Source organism: Coleofasciculus sp. G1-WW12-02, assembly GCF_040219735.1.
GTDB lineage: Bacteria > Cyanobacteriota > Cyanobacteriia > Cyanobacteriales > Coleofasciculaceae > Coleofasciculus.
Genome location: NZ_JAVJRX010000041.1, coordinates 1 through 21825 on the forward strand (window position 1 = coordinate 1; position 21825 = coordinate 21825).

Consider the following 21825-nt stretch of genomic DNA (forward strand, 5'->3'; position numbering starts at 1 on the left):
TCCTAGCAAGGTCAAGTTAATCAGGAGGAATAACGGTCTATGCGTAGCGTAAAAAATTGGATGCCTCCATTCTTCCGGCATCCCTCTATCCCTCCTCGCCCTACGAGAGTTGAGGGCGAGGATTCCCGCGATTTTGTTGAATAAACGCTCGAATTCTCTGCTGATATTCTTTACCGGCTACAGGAGCCACATTATAATGATCCGCATCAGGAACAAGGAAGAGTTGTTTTGAACCCGTTATGGTATCAAATAAAACTCGGCTCATGTAAGCAGGTACAACGGGGTCACTCGTACCGTGAATCAAAAGAACCGGCATTTTGAGAGAGCTAACTTTGCTTTTCGAGTTAAACTTTTGCGTCAGCAGCAAATCAGCCGGAAATAAACTATAGATTCTCTGATGATCGACCATATCCCGCATTGAGGTAAATGTACTTTCCACAATTAAACCCCGGATGCTGGGATTTCTCACCGCTAAATCGATTGCGATCGCGCCCCCTAAAGATTGACCATATACGAAAATATCCTGGGGAGGAATACCCTTTTGCTGCACCAGATAATCCCACGCTACTTGAGCATCTTGGTAAACTTGGGTTTCAGTGGGAAACTTCCCGTCACTTTCACCATAGCCTCGGTAGTCAAATAACAAGACATCCAAACCCAATTGGTGAAATTCCATAGCCTGTTCGACATTCGCGCCGATATTTTCCCCATTCCCATGTAAATAAAGCAGCACCCCGATTTGGGGGGAGGTGGCGGGAATCCACCACCCATGGAGACGTTCTTGCTTTCCAGGAGAAACAGGTATCCACACCTCCTGATAACTCAATCCCAAGTCTGCTGGTGTGGTTTTAATCGTCTTAGAGGGAACAAAAACTAGCCGATTTTGCCCTAACCGGATAGAGATGCAGGCTAATAGATAAACGATGGCGACAATTCCCGCTAGGATTAGTAACCTCTTTCCCCGAAAGAAAATATAATTCTTCATCTTGATGCTATTTTTGACTCACCTTGTTTTTCCAGCAGGGCGGGCGCGAGTCAAGTTATCGGTTTTCTCGATAATGTTATCGGTCAAACCCGCCCCGAAAAATTGTCTCCCCCTGCTCACCATAGTTCCACGCCTTACGTCTTTACCAGCTCCCCCTGCTCTATTTAAGCGGTGGTTGCTTGAGATGCCAATCCGTAGATTGTTCGTAAGCATAGGCGACTTGAAATAACTGTTGTTCTCCCAAAACTTTCCCAATTAGCTGCAAACCAATAGGTAATCCTTGGTCATCATATCCACAGGGAATACTCATTCCTGGTAATCCGGCTAAGTTAACGGGAATTGTCATTAAGTCAGATAAGTACATGGTTAACGGATCTGAGGTTTTTTCTCCCGCTTTAAATGCAGTAGTGGGGGCGGTGGGACAAACTAAAACATCAACCTTTTCAAACGCCTGCTCGAAGTCTTGCTTAATTAGAGTGCGAACTTTTTGTGCTTTCAGGTAATAAGCGTCATAATAGCCGGCGGATAGAGCATAAGTACCCAACATAATCCGGCGCTTGACTTCCGCCCCGAACCCGGCTGCACGAGTTTTTTTGTACATTTCCAGGAGATTTTCTGCTTCCGGCGTGCGAAATCCATACTTGACGCCATCGTAGCGAGCTAGGTTGGCTGAGGCTTCGCTGGGAGCAATAATATAGTAAGCGGGTAACCCATAGCGAAATCGGGGACAAGAAATTTCTTGTACTTCAGCGCCTAGGCTTTTGAGCTGTTCAATGGCGTTTTGAACAGCTTTGGCAATGATGGGCTCTAAGCCTTCACCAAAGGTTTCTTTAATAATGCCAATTTTGAGACCAATGGATTTTAAATCAGGTTGCAGGGATTTGGTATAGTCAGGAATCTCCAGCTTGAGACTGGTTGAATCATTCGGATCATAGCCTGCGATCGCATTAAGTAAAATAGCCGCATCTTCTACTGTTCGTCCAAACGGACCAATTTGATCCAACGACGACGCATAAGCGACTAAACCATAACGAGACACTAAGCCGTAAGTGGGTTTCATCCCGACAATCCCACAGAATGACGCCGGTAAGCGAATTGAACCCCCTGTATCGGAACCGAGAGCAACCACACATTCGCTAGCCGCAACAGCGGTAGCCGAACCCCCAGAGGAACCCCCCGGAACGCGGGATAAGTCCCATGGATTCGCCGTCTGTTGATAGCTAGAGGTTTCGCAGGAACTCCCCATGGCAAATTCATCCAAGTTGGTTTTGCCAACCATGACAGCACCCGCATCCTTAAGTTTTTGAGTCACGGTAGACTCATAAGGCGGGACAAAGTTTTCCAGAATCCGAGAGGCGCAGGTGGTGGGAATACCCTGGGTACACATATTATCCTTGATGCCAATTGGAATCCCAGCCAACATGCCAATCTCTTCCCCAGCCGCGATTTTGGCATCCACTTGACGTGCCTGTTCTAGGGCATGGTCTGCAGTAATATGCAAAAAGCTATGGACTTTGGGTTCTAGCGCCTGAATTCGGTCGAGGGCGTCTTGCGTGATTTCAACACTTGTGCGTTCTTTGTCGATAATTTGTTGGTGCAGCTCACGAATGGATGCCATGCTTGTACCTATTTATACTGATTTACCATGTTTGCCTTTCGTATTTTGGCAAAAATTCAGGATTAATGGTTTATCGCACTCCTTTACTCCCAGACAGCTAGAGGATACTCGTTAAGCGCCAAGCTAGCTACAGGATTGATGGTTCACCGTATCCTGAGAACCGTGGTGTACTCAAACCAAAACTGATTACAAACTCGAATTCATTATTTTTTCTGCGCCTGATAGGTCAAAAACTGTTGAAAAGCTCCCACTGTTTCAAAATGATAAGCGGGCAATAAGGGACTGATGTTAATATCGGTGCGGTAAATGCTGAAAATTACCCAGTTTTGTTGTTCTGTCTGCTGGTCAATAATTTGCTGAATTTGGGGGCGTCCCGTATCCACGAGGGATTGGCATTGACGCTTGAGGAATTCGGGATCAGGGTTGAGAAACTCCAATTGCTTGGGGGTTTGAGTGCAGACTTCATCTTTGAGGTAGGTGCTGAGTTGTTCAACGGCGTACTCCTCATAAGACTCCTTACCCGGATTCGTCAACGCTAGTCCAACTCCTAGCACAACTAACGCCGTTCCACCCAAGACTGTAATAATTTTTAATGATTTCATGTCACTCAGTCAAGCTTCCATTGGTTATGACTTTCCCCTCTAGCTTATGAGTTCCGGTAAATTACCAATAAATACTGGTGCAACTCCCCGACTTGATGCTATACTAATAAACCGTATGGCGAGCGTAGCCAAGAGGTTAAGGCAGTGGATTGTGGTTCCACCATTCGTGGGTTCGAGTCCCATCGTTCGCCCTAGTTTCAGGGATTGCTTAGGAAGGCTACCCTAATGCTTCCCTAAGCTATACGCTTTTAAAGGGTGGTATAGCTACTTACTGAGGGTTTTCTCCCTGCGACCTTCCCTAAAGCTTCCCTAATTAGTGCGATCGCTTAATTTTTAGATGTCTATTGTGTGAAGGTCGCGGGGAAGTTTTCCCGTTAAGTCCCATAAAGTAAAACTTACTCTAGGACCACAGACAAGCTTACAATATCGTGGGACAAGCTCTATCTCTGCGCCCTCGACTACGCCGGGATATAATTCTCCGGCAATTCTTTCGTCTGGCGGAGTTTGATCGAAGGTCTCTGTAGGCTCTGCATTGTTGGTAAAATTCAGCCTATTCCATTTTGGTTCCCTACCCGTTGCAGATTTAACCAATGCAGAGAACAGTTTGCGCCCTTCCGCTTCATTAAGTACCATGTACCCTCTAGCCGAAAGTCCAAATCTTGGCTCTCCATAGGAAGCCCTAATCTTTCCTCTCTTAATTATTAGTGGAGGCTTTGCGAACTCGTCTCTAGTCCGCAAGGCATAAATTCGCGATACAGAGGGCAAAAGATCCTCAATATCTTCTTTTGTCCTAAAACTAATTTGGGTTTCATTAAAGCTCTCACCTGATTTTGCATTGGCTCGGCTATAGCCAACACAGATCAAACCCTTTTCTCTCTGAGTTGGTCTATCTGGCAGAGTTTGTTGAAACTGGCGAACTTGTTGAAGTTGCCGATCAGACTCGATTCGATTAACAGCTTCATACCCCAACAAAGTCGATGGCCCATAGATTAACTGTCGATTCCGAATCGACGTGTCGTTGTTCGGAACGCTTTTGTTAAGTTGCAGCTCAATTAAGCTCTCTGTGCCCAGCGGGTTCGGCTGCAGCCGAGATTGAACGAGCCAATTGTCCACGCCACCCCATAAGATGTAGCCAATATTCGCGCAAGCTTCAGTTGCCCCTTCGAATAAGCTTTCTACAAACTCTTGTAGTCGTTCGTTATCGATCTCATCTACAAAGTTCTCCCAGGCGATCGCGAACGACCACGGCTCCGATTCTCCTCTATTTGGGAAAAACTTATCCCGAACTTTTTGAAAAAGAAACGAAAATGAAACTCTAGCCAATTGCTGACCAGTTAAAGTAACTAAAGTCGCCAAATTACTGGCTAATTCGTCTAGGATTTCCTCTCCTACTTCCTTGAGCGCGTAAAGCCCCAAAGACTGGTTGAATTTTAACAAAAGGGAGCCAGGTAAGACGCCACAGACAAGCTGTCCTGAAGTAGTTCCTATTGTTTCTCCTAAAGTTCCGGCTAACGCCACGTTAGCCGCGTCGATCTGCTGTTGCAGTTCCTCGTTTGTGACGTTCCAGTTAAAATTCCACAATGTTTGGGTTCCACTTACGATTAACCCCCAAAGTCCAGATAAAGTCCACTCTATAAAATTACCAATAGCTGGAAAAACTTTCTCAAATAGCATTTTTCCAAATCGAAATAATCCATTAATAATCCCTGGTATTAAGCCACCATCTTCCTTTTCTGCATCTTCAGTTTCAATCAAAAAATCGTCAACTTGACGAATCCCGTGTATGGCTCCGGTTACAATTTGCCGTATTTCTCTGCTTGGCAAATTATCTAAATTATCAAATATGTCAAAAGCCATCTCCTTAAGGCTCCTCTTCTTCTGAGTTATCAGGGGCTTTTGTGATCTGTCGAATTTCTACTGTATTCTCCAAGGTTCCGCCCCAATAATCCGTTGTATCCCCTATTCCCGCTTCGCTGGTAAAAGCCCTTTCTATCTTCCTATAAGATTCTTGTTCATTTTTTATTGATCTTTGTGTCAATTTTTCATCAAAGTTAACTTCCTGTCGAATTATCTCCTTAATTCTAGCAGCTGCTGACTCCGTATCATTCGGCAGTGCTTGCCAATAAACTCCCCGTATTATTTTTGCCGCAAATAAAAGCTCTTGCAATATCTCTTTTAAGCCTATGTCCTTTTCGTTGTTCCATTCAATGATATCAATTTCAGCTTTAGAAGATTTGCTGAAGCCGAGTAAGTTTTTTTGTCCCGCAGTAAACAGCAGGGGGATTTTTTTTGTTTTTTGCTGCGTAACCATTCCCGTAAACCGTTCTACGGCTTTAAGATGATAGAAGTTTTTGGTACAAATTGACTTTGTACTCCCAGCCTCAATCAAAGTTTTACTGGACAGTTCGATCAACTTCTCTGTGTTCGTATACGACTGGTAAACCAGCGGCGCAATCTCAGACAATATTTCGGCTAGGTTTGGGAACCTAACGACCTCCTTCTTGACTTCTAACTTAGTCTCTGGGTTTCCATCTGCATCTAGTACTGGATTACCTTCGTCATCTAGTACTGGCTTTTCTTCTTTCGAGGTAACAAATTCAATTGAGGTCGGGAATTCTCCTAAGACTTCCTCAAACACTAAAACTACCCACTCGAAAAAGTCCATTAAATTATTGACAGTCTTAGTTCCCGGCTTAACAGGATTACCTTTATTATCAAATTTTTGTACGAGCGACTCTGGAAAGCTTTTGGGAAAATTCCAAATTGCGAAAAATTCTTGAAATACAGATCGGCGTCTTTCTTCTGGTGCTTGACCGGGAAAAAGAGCTGAAGCGGCAAGCCCTGCATCTCTTGCTGCTGGTTTGATTTCTTGTCGTATATAGTTTCCCTGCTGCAATATCTCAAATCCAAGGGGCTGAATTACTTCGGTTACAATTTGCCGTATTTCTTCCGCAGAAGGGATTGACTGTATATTCTCAAGGGCGGCTATCAACCGTTCGCATTCACTTGCGTCAGTGTCAGGTTCAGGCGGTGGCGGGTCTACTCTCTCTTCAAAATAAACTTTCGGAAGTTCTCCCATCCTGGCACGGACGAATCTCAATTCGTCAAGCACGATAAGTCCGGTGGCTGTTGCCAATTCATTCTCTGGAATGATGAAAAATCTAGCTAAATCATCATAAGTAATTACCCACTCCGGCATAAATTGCTTGTAAAACTGAAGGAATCGCTCTAGATCAGGCGGAACAATTCCATCTGCGTATTTTTCGGCTGGCAGGGTGCGCCACCGATTGATCGATAGATCAACGAACTCAATAGCTCGATTCAAAGCAGTTATCCACGCAATTCCAAGGGGTTGCTGAGAAAATCCCATTTTATCTGCTGCTACTACTGTTACTGCTTAATGTAGTATAGCGCAACACGATAAAGCCCTTATCCCGGAAACTTGGTAGAGTTGTTCGTCAGCTCAGATCCCGACTCTATTTTTGAAAATGTGGAGTAAAGTATATCACCAGTATTGTACCTTGGAGTTCCGTCTGTTGCTCCATCAATATAACTGGAGACCGAAATGAAGGAGTATTGTTTTGCTTGAAATATTGTGTCCCAGGTGATAGGAGAATTTGTTCTTATGCTCATACCCCCATTTTCGTTGTTCTTCCCAGCCTTTATAGTGTCAGAATTAGCAAAAACATTCTGAAAGTTAATCGCAGAAAAACTATCTGCTATAAAAAATGATCCTTCTTGTTGCGAAGCACTGATTACTTCAAGCTTGCCGACAACGGCAACTCTTGAGTTCATAGAAGACTGAATTAAACCTTTGGAATTATCTAGACTATTGTTCTCAAAACGACAGTCCTTTACTAAAACTTCAGAGCCTCGAACCGCCAAAAACAGGACACTACCTTCATCGCTTCTTCCAAAAGCTAAATTCTCTAAAGTAACGTTACTATTGGTTATTCTTACAGTCCTTTTGAATTGAACCTTTGTTCCTGTGGCATTAAAAAAAGGCTTATTGCCATTTGCATCTACAATTCCAACAAATCTAACTCCAATATTTTCAAAATTCGTAACAAGAAAGGGTTCTTTATACTCTCCTAACCCTGGATAAATTTCAACCGTTACCGAATCAAGGGAGCTATCTCCTTCAAACATCAGGTCGCTTGCGTGGATTCTAGCGTTGACAATGATAAACCTCACACAGTCTCTTAAAGTATTGAAGGTACGCCCTGGAACAGGAGGAACAGAATTGTCTATTATTAGTGTTGGACGATCAAGGTAATTGATCGAAGGAGGCTTATACGTGCTCTTAAAATGATAGACGCCGTTACTGTAGATATATTCTAGAACCGTTGTTCCGCTTGTATTTATCGAAATATCACTTCCTTGGGTCAAGGTTAAGGTTGGCTCAAAAAATAGTTTCGTCTCCGCAAGATTCTCAATGATTAAAATTCCCTGCGAGCCTTCCAGTATATCAGTAAGAACTAAGTCAAAAGGAAAAGACTTTAAATTCACACCGGAATTAGCCGGGTCTTGGTCTTGTATATCAAATCCTTGTATTTTTACTTTTACCAGGTTTCTGGGGAATTGATTGATTGTATAAAGTATTTTGTCAGGATTGGATGTGTCAGGCGTTAAAACTTCAAACTGTTGAGCATTGAGACCAAACGCATAATCTGATAAGACTTTGTTCCCAAACCTAAAATCACCTACCATTATATTTCGCTCCTTTCCATTACTTTTACTCTGGTTTCTGTGTCACTTGATACAACTAAAGGTTGTTTGATTTTTGTGTTTTCCTCTTGAATTGTCTCCCCTAACCCCAATACGGCGTTTGCTATAGTAGGCAAGCCCCAAGAATACTTCAACTCTCCAGTTCCTAAATTTGCCAAAAAATAGTGTTTCCTATTGGGGTTAAGTGGCAGTATTTCTTGGGTATTTCTTATGACGAATTCAGAGCTAAATATTACGTCGAGAGGTCGCCAATACCAAAAAGATATTGATACAAGACTATTCTTGAACCAATGTACTGGCTCGAAAACCAAGGAAAATTTTGTGAAGATTTCGCGAGTATCTATCAAAAGCACCTGCCGCTTTTTCAGATAGATCTTTAGCCATCTTCCCTGAACTTCCCCCAAGAAATCATCGAAATAAAGCGGAAAAATCCATCCAGCAAAATCCCAGGTAGGTCTTGGTGGGTTTACTGAGATCTCTATTGCTACTTTTGAGCAAAGCTCTGTGTCAAAAAGGATTCTTCCATTTGTAAGAACTGGCTCGGCTTGTATCCACCCCATATAGCTGCTCGGCGTTAGCTTGGCGATCTAGCTCCATGTCATACTCTCCGCCATACAAATACTCGTCGGTTTCCTTCCAGGTAGCTGGTAGCGCTAAACCGTTCCTGCCAATTATGCAAAATTCTCCGTTAGTCTGACTGGCAAGCGATCGCCAGTCTGGAGAAATTCGGTCAATAAAGAAGTCAGGATCTTCTGGCAGGATGATAAGCCTTGGCTCAATCCTGACTTCAAATTGGGGTTTTCCCGTTTCATCAAAAACTAGCATTTATACAAGAGACCATCCAGTAGGTAGATTGTCCTCTCTAGATGGAGCTACGAAGGTCTCCGAGTACGAAGGTCTCCCTTCGGCACTGATAAAAAGTTTTCGGGCGCGGCGAGGTCCGAAAAGCTCGTCAGCTCCCCAAACTAAATCGTCCTCTTTTCCATCACTAAACTCATGCCCCAATGTCGCTTGATCAGCATTAATTCGGGCAATTAAATATTGGGGTAGAGTCCAGGCTTTCCTGTATCCGGTTCCCGATGGCTCCCCAGTTCCCGGATCAATTGGTCGGGTATCCACGTATACGGTTCGGCTTCGTGTTCCCCCCGGATTCCCGAATCTTCTTAGTATCGGATGAACCATTCGATATCCTAGACCAAGGGCTGCGTTTATTCTGTCCGCCGAGCAGTAAGATCCATCATACCCCTCCGTTGCGGAAACCTTCCTCAATTGGGCTGGTGTCGGTCTATCGACTCCAAATAGAACTCCATCCACATAGCCGCCTGCTGCGGTAATGGCATCCTCGATGCCTAAATCCGTCTTTTCGGATTCAGATACTGGGCTTCTGTAACCGTATCGCCATGCTGCGCCGGGGATTGCGGTTACATAAACCGGCGGCCGCGCTCGGTATACATCATTGCTGGGCATGTTTTTTTATTTTTTAAGGGTGATACGTGCAACTCTAGATTTTCAGACAAACTTTCAGGCTGTCACGCTTCTACGGGTTGAGCTTGTGGACGGGGGCGTAGGGATGCCGTAGGGGGGGAAGGCACTTCTTGAGTTTCAGGGCTTAAGGGATAAAAGGTCAGCTCAACCTTAATAACTCCCTTTTGATACCCCGTTGGAGTTAGCACCTGACATGTAGCCCCTTCAGCTATGTAGTTGATGCTAGTTTTGTCGGTTAGGGCATAGCTTCCCATCCAGCCAAGCCGTACCCGCACCTCCTCCGACAAGACCCTCGCCTCACACAATTTCTGCCCTAATGGATTTTCAGATTCTACGTCAAAACGCACGATAGTATCGTCAGACAGGATCATTTCTGGCTCTCTTTTCTTCTTGAGTTAGATGTTCTTAAGATAGCGTGAAAGCTCCTGGAACCGCCAAGCGAAACCCTAGGGTTTCGCAATTTTTTCGGGGGGTTCCAAACGTTATCTTAGGACTAAATCAATCTAAGTCAACAAGGCAAAGATCAAGTTAAAATGAAGTTTGAAATTAAAGTCAATCAAGGAGAACAGTTGGATGTTTCTCGCTTAAGGCTATTGGTAGTGGGGAGAAACTCTGACTTGTGCAATATTGTAATTCCAGATCGGTCTGTTTCCGCCATCCAGTGCCTGATAAGCATCAGGGTTCCTTTGGCAGGAACAGGGGAGCGAGTTTTTTGGCTTTTTGATGGAGATGGAACCTCCCCTTCTACGAATGGGTGCTTACTTAATGGCAAACACCTAATCAAGCAGGGAACAACAAAACACAATTGCCCTTTGTTTAATGGAGACTTTATAAGAGTCGGAGGCTCAATTATTAGTTTCTTTGTTTTAACTAATGAGAAAAAGATGGATTCTCAGTCAACTATTCCTAGTGGCTAAATAAAATGGAACAAGTTATCGGATTTGTGGAGTTTGCCGTGGCATTAGGAGTCGGTCTGCTGTATAACTCTAGTCGTTTTCGAGAAAAAATTCTGGAATTTCAGTTGCTTTTGGACAAAGAAATTGCCCCAATTCAGCAAAAACAAAGCGAAATAGAGGGAGAGTTGCGGCGAATTGACGCTGTAGTTAAAGCAGAGGACTTGATGGAGAACCATCCATCAAGTCAAGATAACAATTCACTTGCTTTAATTATTGCAGTTTTAATTGTATTGAATAAGCCAAGTAAAGATGAAACTCTTTAGCCCGTCATTAAGTATAAGTCAACTAATTGAAATTATCGGATTTGTAGATAACCACAGTCTACCTGCTGGAATCATAGTAAACAAATCCGACTTGATAATTAAACGCAATCCGGCGAGTAAACGCCTCAAAGACAGGTTGTTACAGCAGCATGGGATCTATTTGCCACAGAAGACTACTGACTTACAACCAACCTTTCAACTAATTGATCTGAAGAAAAAAATAGGGAAATTAAAACCTATTAGGAAATTGCCAGCCTTAGATTACCTAGAGAAAGAGTACTACTTGAACTTTAACGGAACCTCAATAAAGGTTCTTGACAGGTTTTACCATCTGCGGCACAACAGCGAGTCGTGCAGAGTCTGGTTCCAACTAAAGGAGCTGGAGTTTGTTTAAAATAGGCTAGGGGGGCGACAAGGAGAGCCGCCTCCCCTTAGCTCTCCTTAGAAGGTTTATGGATTTTAGAGACTGGCTACTAGGGCTACCCCCTCGGTTGATAGCCTATTCCTTATGGGTCTTAATGTGGTGGTTGTTAATTAGCAAATTTGGATATCGGGAAAAACTTCGGCTTTATTGGCTTATCCCGTTTTTAGTGCCGCCCGTACAACCCTACCTGATCAAGGTTCCTGGCTTTGCGTTTATAGCTTTACTCCTTCTTCCGTGGCCTGTTTGGAAAGAGGTGAGGCGGGCACGGCAGTTAATTGAAGATCGCCCCACGGTCAAGTCAACGGCGCTGAAACCAGGACAAATATACTACATCAAGCTTCCTGGCGATCGCTGGATTGAAGCCAAGTATAGTCACCCTAGTATTGTAAAAGGGCAAACGCGATACTGTTTTACTTGTAATGGGGGGACGGTCGCGGTTGATCCTGAAAAAACTAGGACTGCTTTTTAATTGCAATATAAAAAGCATTTAGCTTGGACAAGCTTGCTTCTCCCCAGGGCAATTCAATTTCCCCCTGGCGGTGATTACGTACAAAGTTACCCCGATCGATAATGAGATCCGCCCTCGCCAGTGCGATCGCTCTCTAAGGGGGGTGCAGTTCGGTTGGGCAAGTCCCGCGCCAAAATGCTCAAGCTTCCTATTGATCCACAACCGATCATCCGATCAGAGGATCGGTTGTGGATCGGTTTGATGGATCGGTTTTAAATCCTTGTACGATGGGCGTTTTAGGAGAACCGATCATCCAATCCTCAATTTTTGAGTTTTTTGTTGATTCATTTTGAGCATTTTTGATGATCGGTGGATCGGTTTTGGCTGAAAACCTTGTCGGATAAGTGTTCTGGAACCGATCCACGCAACCGATCCTATGGATCACAAGCGGATCGGATCGGTTATTTGGTTAACGTTTGGTTAACGGAACCATTGGAAGTGTGATCACGGTGTGCGGTTAACTGGCAACTCCTGCTATGCCTGTCCAAGATTCAATTGTCTACCCTTTATTACAGACTGCCAATTTGCTTTCGCTACAGTCAAGACCAAGGGAAATACGGGAGCTTTCTTGATTATCCTCACCAAAGCTTTTCCCACACACGCCAATATATGCACCCATTGACCCCGAATCATAACCTTAGCAGCTTTAGGTAAGCCAAAAAGCTTTTCTGTGAACCCCTGGCGGGAATTGAACAAACTAAACTGGATCGCAAAGTCAACCGACTCAACAAGGATGTTTAGTGTAGTGTCAAGAAGATTAAATATTTCACCAGGGAGTTTTCTTAGGTTGCAGTCATCTTTTGACTTTAATATAAATAAGTTAAAGTCCGAAACCAGGCAAGAGAATTCCTGCTGGATGAATTCTGCCTTAAATTCCTTTAGGCTTGTTTTCAGGAAAAATGAGATACGTTCACTGAATATCTTTAAGTCGTCTATTAATTCTCTTGACTTTAAAATTTCTAGATATTCATCAGGTTTCTTTTTGTTCAGTCGCCGCGACGCATAAAAACCAAGCTTTTTTTCTAAGTCATTTAAAATATTTAAGGAGTCAGGAAGTAGCGTCTTAAACATTTTAATTAAGCTCATATAGTTACCTTTTTATTGTACACTACATGAGCTTAATTATATCTATTGATTAATCTTTGCGACTTCTAATTACCAATTTTTAGTTTTCTTTAGTTTGGCGAATTTTCCGCCTATGTTCACCTCGGTATTTCTCCCATATATCCCAGTACAAATTAGTGCGGTATGTCCAAATAAACTTTCTGGTCAATAGGCACAATTTTAGGAAGTTGTCGGGTTCTTCAACACAGTAAAGGTGAACGGGTAGAAATTTAAGATCCATGATTTTGTGCCTCCTCATTGGTGGTACGATTCAATCTATCAAATGGATCACATGAGTGGTCTGGGTACATTGGCGGATCAGTTATTTCGCTAGGGATAGGGATGCACTCATCTCCGAATCCTTGGTGTGTCGGGTCGTACCGATTTTGTCCTATCTGAATATACGAGTGGGCGTCACCAATATCGTTGATGCCGCAAACAACCGAAAAGTCAACCTTTTTAGCAGAAAGAACATCTGCCATTAATTCACACGCCGTATCACATACCAAAAATTCATCGCCGGGGTTTAGTAAAGCAGCAAGCTCAGCTTCAGAGTTACAGCTTATTTTTTCTACTTCTTCTGGCGTTTTTGCCAAAAGAAGTAGCTTGTTAATGTGGGTTGGCACAAAACAGGCGGTCACCCAAGTCAATCCATAAAACCTTACCTCGAATTGAGTAAAATCACTTGGATCATCAAGTTTCATCGTCGAGTGCCTCCAGTTCCTTCGCAAGCGCTTCACCAATGAGTTGATAGACTTGTTGCCGTTCAGAATCCAAGTCTGTTACCTTTTGCTGGAAGTGGTTGAGTAGGAATCGAGCGTCCTCAGTATCATGCTTTATAAAAATATCGTCACAGTCAAATACAATGTGAATACTTGGGACACCTTCGTGATCAGGGAAATTCCATTTAATATAATTGACGCGATTTAGGTTGATTGCGTAGCTCGAAAGGCAGATAAAGTTGTTCATTTTGGTGGTGAGTCTGGTAGGTCGTTAACACTTGCCTGCACCTTGGCGGTATAACCCGGAAAGCGTGTGCAAACGTTAGTAGTCATTATTCATTTTCATCAGAATGGTATTTCGTCATACCATCCTCCCCAACGATCGCTCCACTCCGGAGAAGTTATTCCGCTGGGTACCGAAGTCCTGAATCTGAGGACAACATTCAGGGCAACTCTGCACCGTAAAGGCAGCCATTTAAACCAGTGCGATTCTGTCAATACATCTGGGCGGGGGTACTTTAGTTCATAAATTAGTAAGCGCCAAAAGCAATACTCTATCTGTTCCGTATGTTTCATGATGGTGGGTCCGGTAGGTCGTCAAGTGACATTCCTGCTTGGTTCATCAACTTCATGAAAACCTTGAATTGCAGTAAGTCGAGGCTGAAGACAACCTCGCCTTTCTCGTAGCGCCTAATACTGCGCTCAGTTGTACCAAGCGCACTAGCTAATTGAGATTGTGTCAGTTTTAAGCGTGACCTTAGTTCCTTCAAGGTTTTCGCGGAAGGGTTGCTATATGAAGATGAATCATTTACCATTTTACATAGAACCGGACATTTCTGTCCGGTTCTCCCACAAACCACAGCAGGTTAGGGGGAACCATCGGTGGTACGGGAGGAACCCCCTAACCTGCGAACCATACTGTATCGCGACGCTCAACTCAGCGATCGCGATCGCAACAAATGTTAAATGTATTGAATTTTACAAATATGGCAAACCGCGATCGCCCGATAGCCGGCGACTGACGCCCGTGTCATGCAAGCTCAATGTTTCGTCATCTCCCTGGCAACAACCCTAGACCTAATTGCCTATGAACTAAGGTGCAATCGCCCGCCAGCAGGCGAACTCTAGTCTAAAGCCGAATAAGATTTGTGTAATTTGTGTAATTGGAGGTGGGGGAGGCTAACTCCCCCTTTTATTAATGGAACTAATCAGGGCGAACTTAACCAGGGCAATTATTGCTCAGCTTACCCAAGGGGACAGACGCTGTAATCCCCACCAAATTGGAGCGGCATTTAATCGGACAGACATCATCCTTCAAAAAGCAGAGATCAATGATCAGACCGTCGAAGCGTGGCGACAAAACTTTGAGTGGCTAGAGATGTACGTTAACCTGCTGGGGGTTCATGCAACCTTCAAGGAACCAACAAAGAAAGAAATTGTGGCTTTGACCGAGAGGGCCCAGCGGCTTGAGGGTTGGATTAGAGCGGAAGAAAAGCATAGGAGCGCCTAAATGAAGAGAACGGACAAATATATAAAAGCCAAAAAAATTGCTGCGACTCTTAAGTTAAACATAACGGAGACCCTAGGGAGCCTTGAAAACAAAAAAATGTACCGCATCCTAAACGAGAGGAGCTATTACTGGAACTCTAAGGCCAAAGAATGGGAAGAAATGACCTTCGAGGGTGCTGGCCCACCCTTTTGAAAAACCAGAAGAACAAACCCGCATAGAAAACGGCAGCGCAGTGCTAGGCGAACTCTAGCCTAAAGCCGAACAAGAAACTTATTTTTTCTATTGAACTGGGGGAGGTCACTCTCCTTTTTACCCAAATGAAAAGCATGGGAGCTCTAGAAGATTTTTTCCGAGAAGACCAAAAACGTCACCAGGGCGAACCAGTTCGAGTTCTATTTCATTGGCGACTTGGAACGCGAGAAGCGTCTAAGGCTCTTTTAACCTTAAGGCATTTTGATGTGGGTTGCGTGGTGTCAGCCTTTAGCCTGTACCCGTCTAAATACACTTTTTCTGGGGACTTTAAATACGCATCTCAGAAAGTATGCGCGGATTACAGCTTAAAGCCAGCTTCCACGGCTTTTTTTGAGGAGTACATAAGCTCTTTGGGGATTAGATACATTGAATTTCGATCGACTGAAGGAATCATAAGTCGAGAGATTCTGGCACAAAAAGACTTTCACCTCTTGCTCGAACGACTAAGTAATCACAACCAGGGTAATTGTGGACGAATTTAGGAAAGCAATTGAATTGGCTATTTTAGCCGCCAGGAGTGTGGATCGGCAAATAAATCCATACTTAGTCGAATCGGCGAGAACAAATGCGAATGCTCTCTCTCAAAAAGCCGATTCACTACTGGACGGAGAGTTTTCTAGTGCAAATTGGCACGGGCTGTTTGCCACCTTTATCGGGTGCTACTTCGTTCGTTTTGGCGAACCATCTTACAACGAGCTTGAATCCTTTGTCGATAAGGTTGTCCGGATCTACGAATGGAAAGAATCACAGAGTGCAGCAGAATAATTGGATAAATGGGAAATTTTCCCCTTTGAATTATGTAGTCGAGGGAATGAAAATTTACAGAATGAAAAGAACAGCAAAATTCACAAAAGCCGAGATTGTTGCATGCAGTCTCAATGTAGACACTGACATCCTTGATCAGATCAATGACAATGAAGAACTTTATCGACTTCTAAACGAGCGGAAATATTACTGGAACTCTAAGACCAAAGAATGGGAGGAATTAACCTTTGAGGGTGCTGACCCACCCACCGAAGTTATTCGGATTAGAATATGGAGCGACGGTCGGTTCACCGAGGATATAGCACAAGAGGTCATTGATTCTTTATCGGCAAAAGGGTTGCGCTGTGTCAGTAAATCATCGTCGTATCCTTGCCGGAAACCCAATCAGCTTGAGTCAAGAGTCTACCTAGACTTTTTGAAAAACCCAGAAGAAGAAAGTCGTCCAGAAAGCGGTAGCGCAGTGCTAGTGCTAGGCGGACTGCGCGAAAATTGACAAAAAAAAAGAGAGGGTTAGCCCCCTAAAAAACTATGAGCGAGTATACTGTTCCGAAACTTCAATTACAGTCCAATTATAACACGATTCCACCGCAAGTAATAGATGCGGAGGAGCCAATATTGGGAGGGATAATGCTCGATCCAAATGCTCTGGATCGAGTGATCAATATATTGTCTCCTGAGATGTTTTACGTTCCGGCTCATCAGGAAATATATAGGGCAGCTATTGCCCTACGTGAGGGTGGTAGCCCTACGGATTTTATGACAGTTACCTCTTGGTTGTATGACCATAAGTCATTAGACAAGGTGGGGGGTCAGAACAAAATAGCACAGTTGCTTGAGCGCACTGTTAGTGCCGTTAATATTGACCGATACGCGGCGCTGGTGCGGGACAAATTCGTCCGGAGATTATTTATTCAGTCCGGAAACGAGTTAGTCTCCCTGTCACTAGATCAGGCGAACGAAACTAGCGATTTAATTGAACTCACAAGAAAAAGACTAGAAAGGATTGTCGCTCTTCAGACAGAGGATAAAAGCGAGGCTGAATACTCCCAATTGATGGACAAAGCTGAGAAAATTATCTTATACGAGGACAATCCAGGAAAAAGGGCCTGGGACTTAGGAAAACTAGCCAAACAATACAGGCTAAACGCCAAAACATTAGAAGACATCTACTTCAAGCATTTAGTTCACAAAGATTCAGAACCGCGATATACCTGGGAAGAATTACTGCAACACGAGGATGACTCTCAGAAGTGGCTACTTTACGGATTTATGCCACGAAAATCCTTAACCTTACTGCACGGTAAGGCTGGGGATTCAAAGACTCGGTTTCTGATTGGACTTTTGATGAAGGTCGCCAAAGGTTTAGACTTAAAATCGGAGTGTGGAACTTTCGCAGTCCCAAGACCAGGGAGAGTCCTTATAATTCAGACAGACGAAACTAAACCAGAGACAATAGAAACACTTCAATCTTATGGAATGCAGGCTGGTCTGCAGGTAGAATTTTTAACAACTTGGACTGTTGAAGAAATGCCGCGATTGCTTCGAGAATTGAAGGACTATCGCCCAGACGCAGTTTTGATCGACAGCTTATCTTCGGTTTCCCAGTACAGTTGCGTGGAGGAATCCGATTCGAGATATGCTAAGCCAATCCTTGCAATGCGCGAGTATGCTGGGAAGTTCAATTGCTGGATTGGGGTAATTCATCACAGCAACAGGGATGGACAGGCAAGGGGGACTACCGCACTGGAAGCCGCTGCTAGCACTGTAATGAAAATCGAGCGGCTACAGGGAAGCCCACCGAGTTCGGGGAAAAGATTAGTTTCCATAACCAAAAGCCGCAGCAGACGCCCGACCACCTACTTGGTTGAAGCTGACTGGGAAGCAGGAGAATGGAATTTTTTAGAAGAAACCACTGGTTGGTTCTCGCCCGAAAGTTCTATCAAGGAGCAAATTTTCGCATTTCTCCAAAAAAATGCGAACGTTCGATATGAAACTAGAGAGATTTCAGAAACGTTAAATCTTTCGAGTGACAGTACCAGACGGGCGGCATACCAGATGGCATCCGATGGAATCATATCGAAAGCCCGGAAAGGAAACCGAAACTTATATTGGGTTGAGCGAGACGATGGGGGTGGGGGTAAACCCGAACCGGAAACGCCAGCGGGCGAACGAGACAATGGTGGTGAAGATCATATACCTGGTACCGGGGCGGAACCCGAAGCGCCAGGGGCTGACCTGGATATGGAACCCGAACCCGAAGCGCCAGCGGGCGATCGCATTGATGAACCCGAATTAGTCAGCGAGATGATCCGACTCATCCAAGATCTTTTGGAAATTAGGGGCAGCAACCCCTGGGAAGTATTGCGGAACGCGGCGGACTTAAACAAAGTTCAAAAACAGCAGGTGTTACGTAAGCTTAGTATTGGAAAAGGACACCGAATCGTTCATGACATGAATAATCCTGACTGGGGGATAATTAACTCTTGCCTGATACAGCGTGGTGTTTTGATAGACTTTCGACCATTTCCGGGAATATCAAATAGTCTCTATGCCTATTGCAGTTTTGATGACGGCTTTGAGGGATACATGGATTGGGTAGATCTTCAGGAAGACGACTGTATTGAACCCGACCCTGGGGCAGAAGCCAAAGCACTGGAACCTGGTCTTGAACCCGACCCTGGGGCAGAAGCCAAAACACTGGAACCTGGTCTTGAACCCGACCCTGGGGCAGAAGCCAAAACACTGGAACCTGGTCTTGAACCCGACCCTGGGGCAGAAGCCAAAACACTGGAACCTGGTCTTGAACCCGACCCTGGGGCAGAAGCCAAAGCACCAGAACCTAGAGAGATATTCGACCGGATACAAGTGGGCGATCGCTTAACCAGAAACGGTACTACTATGATTGTCGCAAAAAAAACACTGTCGCCAAAAGAGGTTGAGATTAAAGATGGCGCCGATACAGTACGGAAGTTAAATCCGTCTGAATTGGAAGTTCTCAGATTTCAACACGAACCATTACGGACTGGGACTCAGGTTCGCTACGGAGAATACACGGGAGTTTTGGCACAACGATGCAAAAACCATAAATGGTTTGTCAGATGGGACAAGCGATCGAAAAAGTGGGTAGAGAGATATGGTTGCCCTCCCAGTAAGGCTCTTTTGCCTGATGAATTCGAGGTTATCAAATGAATCTAGAGATCAACAAACAACTCAAATCATTAAATATAGGCGTAGCCATTCGCCAAAAAGGGCGACGTTTATATCTGCGGGCTACACTACCAGCCAAGCCGGGAAGCGATCGCCCTCCACACCAACAGGAGATCAGCTTGGGTGTTTATGCAAATGCCGATGGATTAGACTTTGCAAAGCAAGAGGCTTTTAAGATAGGGGCAGCGATCGCTACCAAATCATTCTCGTGGGACACGTATTTGCGTCTTCAACCTCAGTTCCCAATTTCAGTAAAGAAATGGGTAGAAAGGTTTGAAAATGACTACTTTAATCGTCGCCAAAGAACGCCAAAATCTGAAACAACCTGGGACAAGGACTACAGGCTCACATTTGCAAAGCTTCCTCAAGACGAGCCACTGACAATAGAAAATTGTCTTAGGTTGATTGGAAAAACCCAGCCAAATAGTCGGGCGAGACAACGCTATGTAATGGCATTAGGCAGCTTGTGTAGATTTGCGGGTTATGAAGCAAATTTCAATGGACTCAGCAAGTACTCTCCCAAGGAACTAAAACCTAGGGACTTACCGGACGATCGGTTGATAATTAAATGTCGAGACCTGATCAAAGACCCTACTTGGCAGTGGGTTTACGGAGTTTTAGCAACTTATGGCTTACGCCCCCACGAAGTATTCCTCATTGACATAGAGGGAGTTATTAAGATGAACCCAAATGTCTGGGTAACTGATGGAAAAACAGGATCAAGGACTGTTTATCCATTTCCTGCTGAGTGGTGGGAGAAATGGGAATTGTATTACGTGCAAATGCCAAGTCTTACGGGCAAAAATAATTCAGCTTATGGAGCTAAAATCCTCAAGCAATTTAAAAAATATAAAATTCCCTTTAATCCGTATGATCTTCGGCATAAGTGGGCTATTCGGACTTTAGAGATGGGACTAGATGTAACTCTTGCGGCTAAACAAATGGGACATTCTCGGCAAATCCACGATAAGATTTATCACAGATGGATTGACCAATCAATTCACGAGGAAGCGTTTAACCGGATACACGAACACGATGACCCTACTAGTATTGCCAAGAAGAACTGATGGATTATGCCTTTATTACAGTGGATGGATTGCGGTCGGAGAGGTCTATCAACAAACTGGAAGTAAGCCTAGCGGAACGAATGAAATTGAACCCGTGTATGGATGGTCTGAGGCAGTTTTTGGCTTATCCGGCATCAGGGGTCATGCTTGGGTTTTTGTAGGTGCTTCCCTTGAGACACGCTACGGAATAAATACCTATACAATACGCTTCCTAGAACAAGTAAAAGGTACATTAAATGAAATACCTATTGAGTTTGTTGATGATAACTATTCCTATAGGCTCAGGGAAATTATGTTTTGTAAGTGTGGACAAAAAGAAATAGACTGCGGAGAGTGTTGCCTCTCCTGTTGTTCTATAGCCGAAGAATTGTTGAAAAGATTAAGCTAGTTATGCTTTACGGTTCCAGTGTAAAAGAAAGCTTGCTAATAAAAAACAAGCGATACAGAGACTTATTAATAGAAAACTTTGCATACTTGTATGTAGACTCAGGCTTTGACGGTTTAGGTCAAGTCAAAAAAGCAAAAAAAATCAGCGAATTCGCGCTAGATAATAATAAGATATTGAGGGGCAACCATTTAATTTCTAACTTGTCCACAAGGAAATATCCAAAGGAAGCCTTCGATCGAGTAATAGAATCAAAGTTAAGGCAGTTCCCTGAAATAAGTGAATGGGAATGTGTCCACGAAGTAATTGCCGATAGCGGTCGCTTCAGAAAAAACTGGTCACAGAGCCAGATTGAAGAATGTTTTTTGATTGCGAAAAACTACTCCCCAGGGACTACATTGTTTTACGCAGACTACTACCGGGACGGAAGAAAGTGGAGGAAGCTGTATGAGTTCCTGTATGCGGCAAAACTAAAGGAAGTACCAGTAGACGGCATTTCGGTTCAGTTGATGTCCAACCTAGTTCCCCCCGTTAGGGGGAATCCATTAAGCCTAAATATTTGGTTAGCCCTAAACTGGATACGGAAAATAAAGAGAGATTTCCCAGAAATGGTAATTGTCGCCCCAGAGACCGTTGTCTGGCAGCCAGAAAAAATTTTATCTAAAAAACACCTTATAAAAAAGAGTCCGCCATATATTAGATACGACAGAAAAAAGGAATGGATACGCAAGTACGCAATAGGGTTAATGCTTCAACCCTATAACATCGACCTGCTACAGTATCAAGGCTACAAAATAATAATTGAGGCACTCATTCCAGAGTGCAAGATGATAGGCTTTTGGAGCGCATTTGATGCGGCTCCATGGAATTGGATAGGTAATCGATGCAAGGCTGGGCTATGGGATGAAGGGTTCAACCCCAAGCTATCCGCTCAATTATTGCTAAACACGGCAACCATTTAAGACCGGAAGCGCTGACGGCGATCGAAAATAAAATCTCCTCTATGCCTGCTACCCCAGAATGGATTGTGGTTCCACCATTCGTGGGTTCGAGTCCCATCGTTCGCCCTTAATATGGCAGCAGGGAAGTAAATTTTCCCTAATATTGCCTTAGTTTAAGTCGAAAAAATCCTGATACTGCAATATATCCTGATACGGCAATATTGTTATCACGGAGTCTTGGTTAACTTGTGCCTATCGAAGTTTACCCGAATTACCCGTCAGAAAGTATTTATAGAAACCGAA

At 44.0% G+C, this 21825-nt stretch carries 25 protein-coding genes and 1 tRNA gene; 11 read left to right on the forward strand and 15 right to left on the reverse strand.

The window, feature by feature from the left end:
* Nucleotides 1–100: 100 nt before the first annotated feature.
* From RID09_RS06980 to RID09_RS06990, 3 genes are all read right to left on the reverse strand, one after another.
* A complete protein-coding gene (locus RID09_RS06980; RefSeq protein ID WP_446335225.1) occupies nt 101–985 on the reverse strand; it encodes an alpha/beta hydrolase in 885 nt (294 codons plus the stop codon).
* Nucleotides 986–1145: 160 nt separating this feature from the next.
* Entirely contained in the window at nt 1146–2603 is a 1458-nt protein-coding gene (gene gatA / locus RID09_RS06985) for an Asp-tRNA(Asn)/Glu-tRNA(Gln) amidotransferase subunit GatA (RefSeq protein ID WP_446335226.1), read from the reverse strand.
* A 203-nt stretch (nt 2604–2806) separates the two neighbouring features.
* Complete coding sequence (locus RID09_RS06990; RefSeq protein WP_446335227.1) at nt 2807–3205, reverse strand: DUF4359 domain-containing protein; 399 nt, start codon at nt 3203–3205, stop codon at nt 2807–2809.
* A 118-nt stretch (nt 3206–3323) separates the two neighbouring features.
* Between RID09_RS06990 and RID09_RS06995 the strand changes: the two genes are divergently transcribed.
* Nucleotides 3324–3396: transfer RNA gene (locus RID09_RS06995), tRNA-His, on the forward strand.
* 142 nt (nt 3397–3538) lie between these two features.
* Here RID09_RS06995 and RID09_RS07000 read toward each other — a convergent pair.
* The 7 genes from RID09_RS07000 to RID09_RS07030 all read right to left on the reverse strand — a co-directional run bounded on the left by RID09_RS07000 (nt 3539) and on the right by RID09_RS07030 (nt 9789).
* Entirely contained in the window at nt 3539–5062 is a 1524-nt protein-coding gene (locus RID09_RS07000) for a hypothetical protein (RefSeq protein ID WP_446335228.1), read from the reverse strand.
* Nucleotides 5063–5066: 4 nt separating this feature from the next.
* Nucleotides 5067–6575: a hypothetical protein gene (locus RID09_RS07005; protein WP_446335229.1), complete on the reverse strand. Its 1509-nt coding sequence runs from the start codon at nt 6573–6575 to the stop codon at nt 5067–5069.
* 59 nt (nt 6576–6634) lie between these two features.
* The gene (locus RID09_RS07010; RefSeq protein WP_446335230.1) at nt 6635–7915 is read right to left on the reverse strand and encodes a hypothetical protein; all 1281 of its coding nucleotides are present in this window, start codon (nt 7913–7915) and stop codon (nt 6635–6637) included.
* Entirely contained in the window at nt 7915–8493 is a 579-nt protein-coding gene (locus tag RID09_RS07015) for a hypothetical protein (RefSeq protein ID WP_446335231.1), read from the reverse strand. The genes RID09_RS07010 and RID09_RS07015 overlap by 1 nt, the downstream gene beginning before the upstream one ends.
* Complete coding sequence (locus RID09_RS07020; RefSeq protein WP_446335232.1) at nt 8441–8758, reverse strand: hypothetical protein; 318 nt, start codon at nt 8756–8758, stop codon at nt 8441–8443. The genes RID09_RS07015 and RID09_RS07020 overlap by 53 nt, the downstream gene beginning before the upstream one ends.
* Nucleotides 8759–9400 carry a hypothetical protein gene (locus RID09_RS07025; RefSeq protein WP_446335233.1) on the reverse strand — a complete coding sequence of 214 codons (642 nt, stop codon included), beginning with the start codon at nt 9398–9400 and terminating at the stop codon, nt 8759–8761.
* Between the two features lie 62 nt (nt 9401–9462).
* The gene (locus tag RID09_RS07030) at nt 9463–9789 is read right to left on the reverse strand and encodes a hypothetical protein (protein ID WP_446335234.1); all 327 of its coding nucleotides are present in this window, start codon (nt 9787–9789) and stop codon (nt 9463–9465) included.
* 162 nt (nt 9790–9951) lie between these two features.
* Here RID09_RS07030 and RID09_RS07035 point away from each other — a divergent pair, with 162 nt between their 5' ends.
* Both RID09_RS07035 and RID09_RS07040 read left to right on the forward strand, forming a co-directional pair.
* Complete coding sequence (locus RID09_RS07035; protein ID WP_446335235.1) at nt 9952–10335, forward strand: FHA domain-containing protein; 384 nt, start codon at nt 9952–9954, stop codon at nt 10333–10335.
* Nucleotides 10336–10340: 5 nt separating this feature from the next.
* Nucleotides 10341–10637: a hypothetical protein gene (locus RID09_RS07040; protein WP_446335236.1), complete on the forward strand. Its 297-nt coding sequence runs from the start codon at nt 10341–10343 to the stop codon at nt 10635–10637.
* 1406 nt (nt 10638–12043) lie between these two features.
* Here the strand turns inward: RID09_RS07040 and RID09_RS07045 are convergent.
* The 5 genes from RID09_RS07045 to RID09_RS07065 form a co-directional block, all read right to left on the reverse strand.
* A complete protein-coding gene (locus tag RID09_RS07045) occupies nt 12044–12655 on the reverse strand; it encodes a hypothetical protein (protein WP_446335237.1) in 612 nt (203 codons plus the stop codon).
* A 79-nt stretch (nt 12656–12734) separates the two neighbouring features.
* Nucleotides 12735–12914 (reverse strand): hypothetical protein, encoded by a 180-nt coding sequence (locus tag RID09_RS07050; protein WP_446335238.1) that lies wholly within the window; start codon nt 12912–12914, stop codon nt 12735–12737.
* Nucleotides 12904–13377 (reverse strand): hypothetical protein, encoded by a 474-nt coding sequence (locus RID09_RS07055; protein WP_446335239.1) that lies wholly within the window; start codon nt 13375–13377, stop codon nt 12904–12906. Before RID09_RS07055 ends, RID09_RS07050 begins: the two co-directional genes overlap by 11 nt.
* On the reverse strand, nt 13367–13642 hold the full coding sequence (locus RID09_RS07060; RefSeq protein ID WP_446335240.1) for a hypothetical protein: 276 nt from the start codon (nt 13640–13642) through the stop codon (nt 13367–13369). Before RID09_RS07060 ends, RID09_RS07055 begins: the two co-directional genes overlap by 11 nt.
* Before the next feature lie 325 nt (nt 13643–13967).
* On the reverse strand, nt 13968–14210 hold the full coding sequence (locus RID09_RS07065; RefSeq protein WP_446335241.1) for a helix-turn-helix domain-containing protein: 243 nt from the start codon (nt 14208–14210) through the stop codon (nt 13968–13970).
* Here RID09_RS07065 and RID09_RS07070 point away from each other — a divergent pair.
* From RID09_RS07070 to RID09_RS07105, 8 genes are all read left to right on the forward strand, one after another.
* On the forward strand, nt 14195–14470 hold the full coding sequence (locus RID09_RS07070) for a hypothetical protein (protein ID WP_446335242.1): 276 nt from the start codon (nt 14195–14197) through the stop codon (nt 14468–14470). The genes RID09_RS07065 and RID09_RS07070 overlap by 16 nt on opposite strands.
* A 123-nt stretch (nt 14471–14593) precedes the next feature.
* Entirely contained in the window at nt 14594–14905 is a 312-nt protein-coding gene (locus RID09_RS07075) for a hypothetical protein (protein ID WP_446335243.1), read from the forward strand.
* 720 nt (nt 14906–15625) lie between these two features.
* Nucleotides 15626–15922 (forward strand): hypothetical protein, encoded by a 297-nt coding sequence (locus tag RID09_RS07080; protein WP_446335244.1) that lies wholly within the window; start codon nt 15626–15628, stop codon nt 15920–15922.
* A gap of 61 nt (nt 15923–15983) precedes the next feature.
* Nucleotides 15984–16415 carry a hypothetical protein gene (locus RID09_RS07085; RefSeq protein WP_446335245.1) on the forward strand — a complete coding sequence of 144 codons (432 nt, stop codon included), beginning with the start codon at nt 15984–15986 and terminating at the stop codon, nt 16413–16415.
* A 35-nt stretch (nt 16416–16450) separates the two neighbouring features.
* Nucleotides 16451–19111, forward strand: coding sequence for a DnaB-like helicase N-terminal domain-containing protein (locus RID09_RS07090; protein WP_446335246.1), 2661 nt, complete (start codon nt 16451–16453; stop codon nt 19109–19111).
* On the forward strand, nt 19108–20196 hold the full coding sequence (locus tag RID09_RS07095; RefSeq protein ID WP_446335247.1) for a site-specific integrase: 1089 nt from the start codon (nt 19108–19110) through the stop codon (nt 20194–20196). Before RID09_RS07090 ends, RID09_RS07095 begins: the two co-directional genes overlap by 4 nt.
* Nucleotides 20165–20584: a hypothetical protein gene (locus RID09_RS07100; RefSeq protein ID WP_446335248.1), complete on the forward strand. Its 420-nt coding sequence runs from the start codon at nt 20165–20167 to the stop codon at nt 20582–20584. The genes RID09_RS07095 and RID09_RS07100 overlap by 32 nt, the downstream gene beginning before the upstream one ends.
* A gap of 2 nt (nt 20585–20586) precedes the next feature.
* On the forward strand, nt 20587–21543 hold the full coding sequence (locus tag RID09_RS07105) for an endo-1,4-beta-xylanase (RefSeq protein WP_446335249.1): 957 nt from the start codon (nt 20587–20589) through the stop codon (nt 21541–21543).
* Nucleotides 21544–21825: the final 282 nt, after the last annotated feature.

Coding starts and splice junctions, on each gene's coding strand:
- RID09_RS06980 (WP_446335225.1), bottom strand. CDS start 985: ATGAAGAATTATATTTTCTTTCGGGGAAAGAGGTTACTAATCCTAGCG.
- gatA (WP_446335226.1), bottom strand. CDS start 2,603: ATGGCATCCATTCGTGAGCTGCACCAACAAATTATCGACAAAGAACGC.
- RID09_RS06990 (WP_446335227.1), bottom strand. CDS start 3,205: ATGAAATCATTAAAAATTATTACAGTCTTGGGTGGAACGGCGTTAGTT.
- RID09_RS07000 (WP_446335228.1), bottom strand. CDS start 5,062: ATGGCTTTTGACATATTTGATAATTTAGATAATTTGCCAAGCAGAGAA.
- RID09_RS07005 (WP_446335229.1), bottom strand. CDS start 6,575: ATGGGATTTTCTCAGCAACCCCTTGGAATTGCGTGGATAACTGCTTTG.
- RID09_RS07010 (WP_446335230.1), bottom strand. CDS start 7,915: ATGGTAGGTGATTTTAGGTTTGGGAACAAAGTCTTATCAGATTATGCG.
- RID09_RS07015 (WP_446335231.1), bottom strand. CDS start 8,493: ATGGGGTGGATACAAGCCGAGCCAGTTCTTACAAATGGAAGAATCCTT.
- RID09_RS07020 (WP_446335232.1), bottom strand. CDS start 8,758: ATGCTAGTTTTTGATGAAACGGGAAAACCCCAATTTGAAGTCAGGATT.
- RID09_RS07025 (WP_446335233.1), bottom strand. CDS start 9,400: ATGCCCAGCAATGATGTATACCGAGCGCGGCCGCCGGTTTATGTAACC.
- RID09_RS07030 (WP_446335234.1), bottom strand. CDS start 9,789: ATGATCCTGTCTGACGATACTATCGTGCGTTTTGACGTAGAATCTGAA.
- RID09_RS07035 (WP_446335235.1), top strand. CDS start 9,952: ATGAAGTTTGAAATTAAAGTCAATCAAGGAGAACAGTTGGATGTTTCT.
- RID09_RS07040 (WP_446335236.1), top strand. CDS start 10,341: ATGGAACAAGTTATCGGATTTGTGGAGTTTGCCGTGGCATTAGGAGTC.
- RID09_RS07045 (WP_446335237.1), bottom strand. CDS start 12,655: ATGAGCTTAATTAAAATGTTTAAGACGCTACTTCCTGACTCCTTAAAT.
- RID09_RS07050 (WP_446335238.1), bottom strand. CDS start 12,914: ATGGATCTTAAATTTCTACCCGTTCACCTTTACTGTGTTGAAGAACCC.
- RID09_RS07055 (WP_446335239.1), bottom strand. CDS start 13,377: ATGAAACTTGATGATCCAAGTGATTTTACTCAATTCGAGGTAAGGTTT.
- RID09_RS07060 (WP_446335240.1), bottom strand. CDS start 13,642: ATGAACAACTTTATCTGCCTTTCGAGCTACGCAATCAACCTAAATCGC.
- RID09_RS07070 (WP_446335242.1), top strand. CDS start 14,195: ATGAATCATTTACCATTTTACATAGAACCGGACATTTCTGTCCGGTTC.
- RID09_RS07065 (WP_446335241.1), bottom strand. CDS start 14,210: ATGGTAAATGATTCATCTTCATATAGCAACCCTTCCGCGAAAACCTTG.
- RID09_RS07075 (WP_446335243.1), top strand. CDS start 14,594: ATGGAACTAATCAGGGCGAACTTAACCAGGGCAATTATTGCTCAGCTT.
- RID09_RS07085 (WP_446335245.1), top strand. CDS start 15,984: ATGAAAAGAACAGCAAAATTCACAAAAGCCGAGATTGTTGCATGCAGT.
- RID09_RS07090 (WP_446335246.1), top strand. CDS start 16,451: ATGAGCGAGTATACTGTTCCGAAACTTCAATTACAGTCCAATTATAAC.
- RID09_RS07095 (WP_446335247.1), top strand. CDS start 19,108: ATGAATCTAGAGATCAACAAACAACTCAAATCATTAAATATAGGCGTA.
- RID09_RS07100 (WP_446335248.1), top strand. CDS start 20,165: ATGACCCTACTAGTATTGCCAAGAAGAACTGATGGATTATGCCTTTAT.
- RID09_RS07105 (WP_446335249.1), top strand. CDS start 20,587: ATGCTTTACGGTTCCAGTGTAAAAGAAAGCTTGCTAATAAAAAACAAG.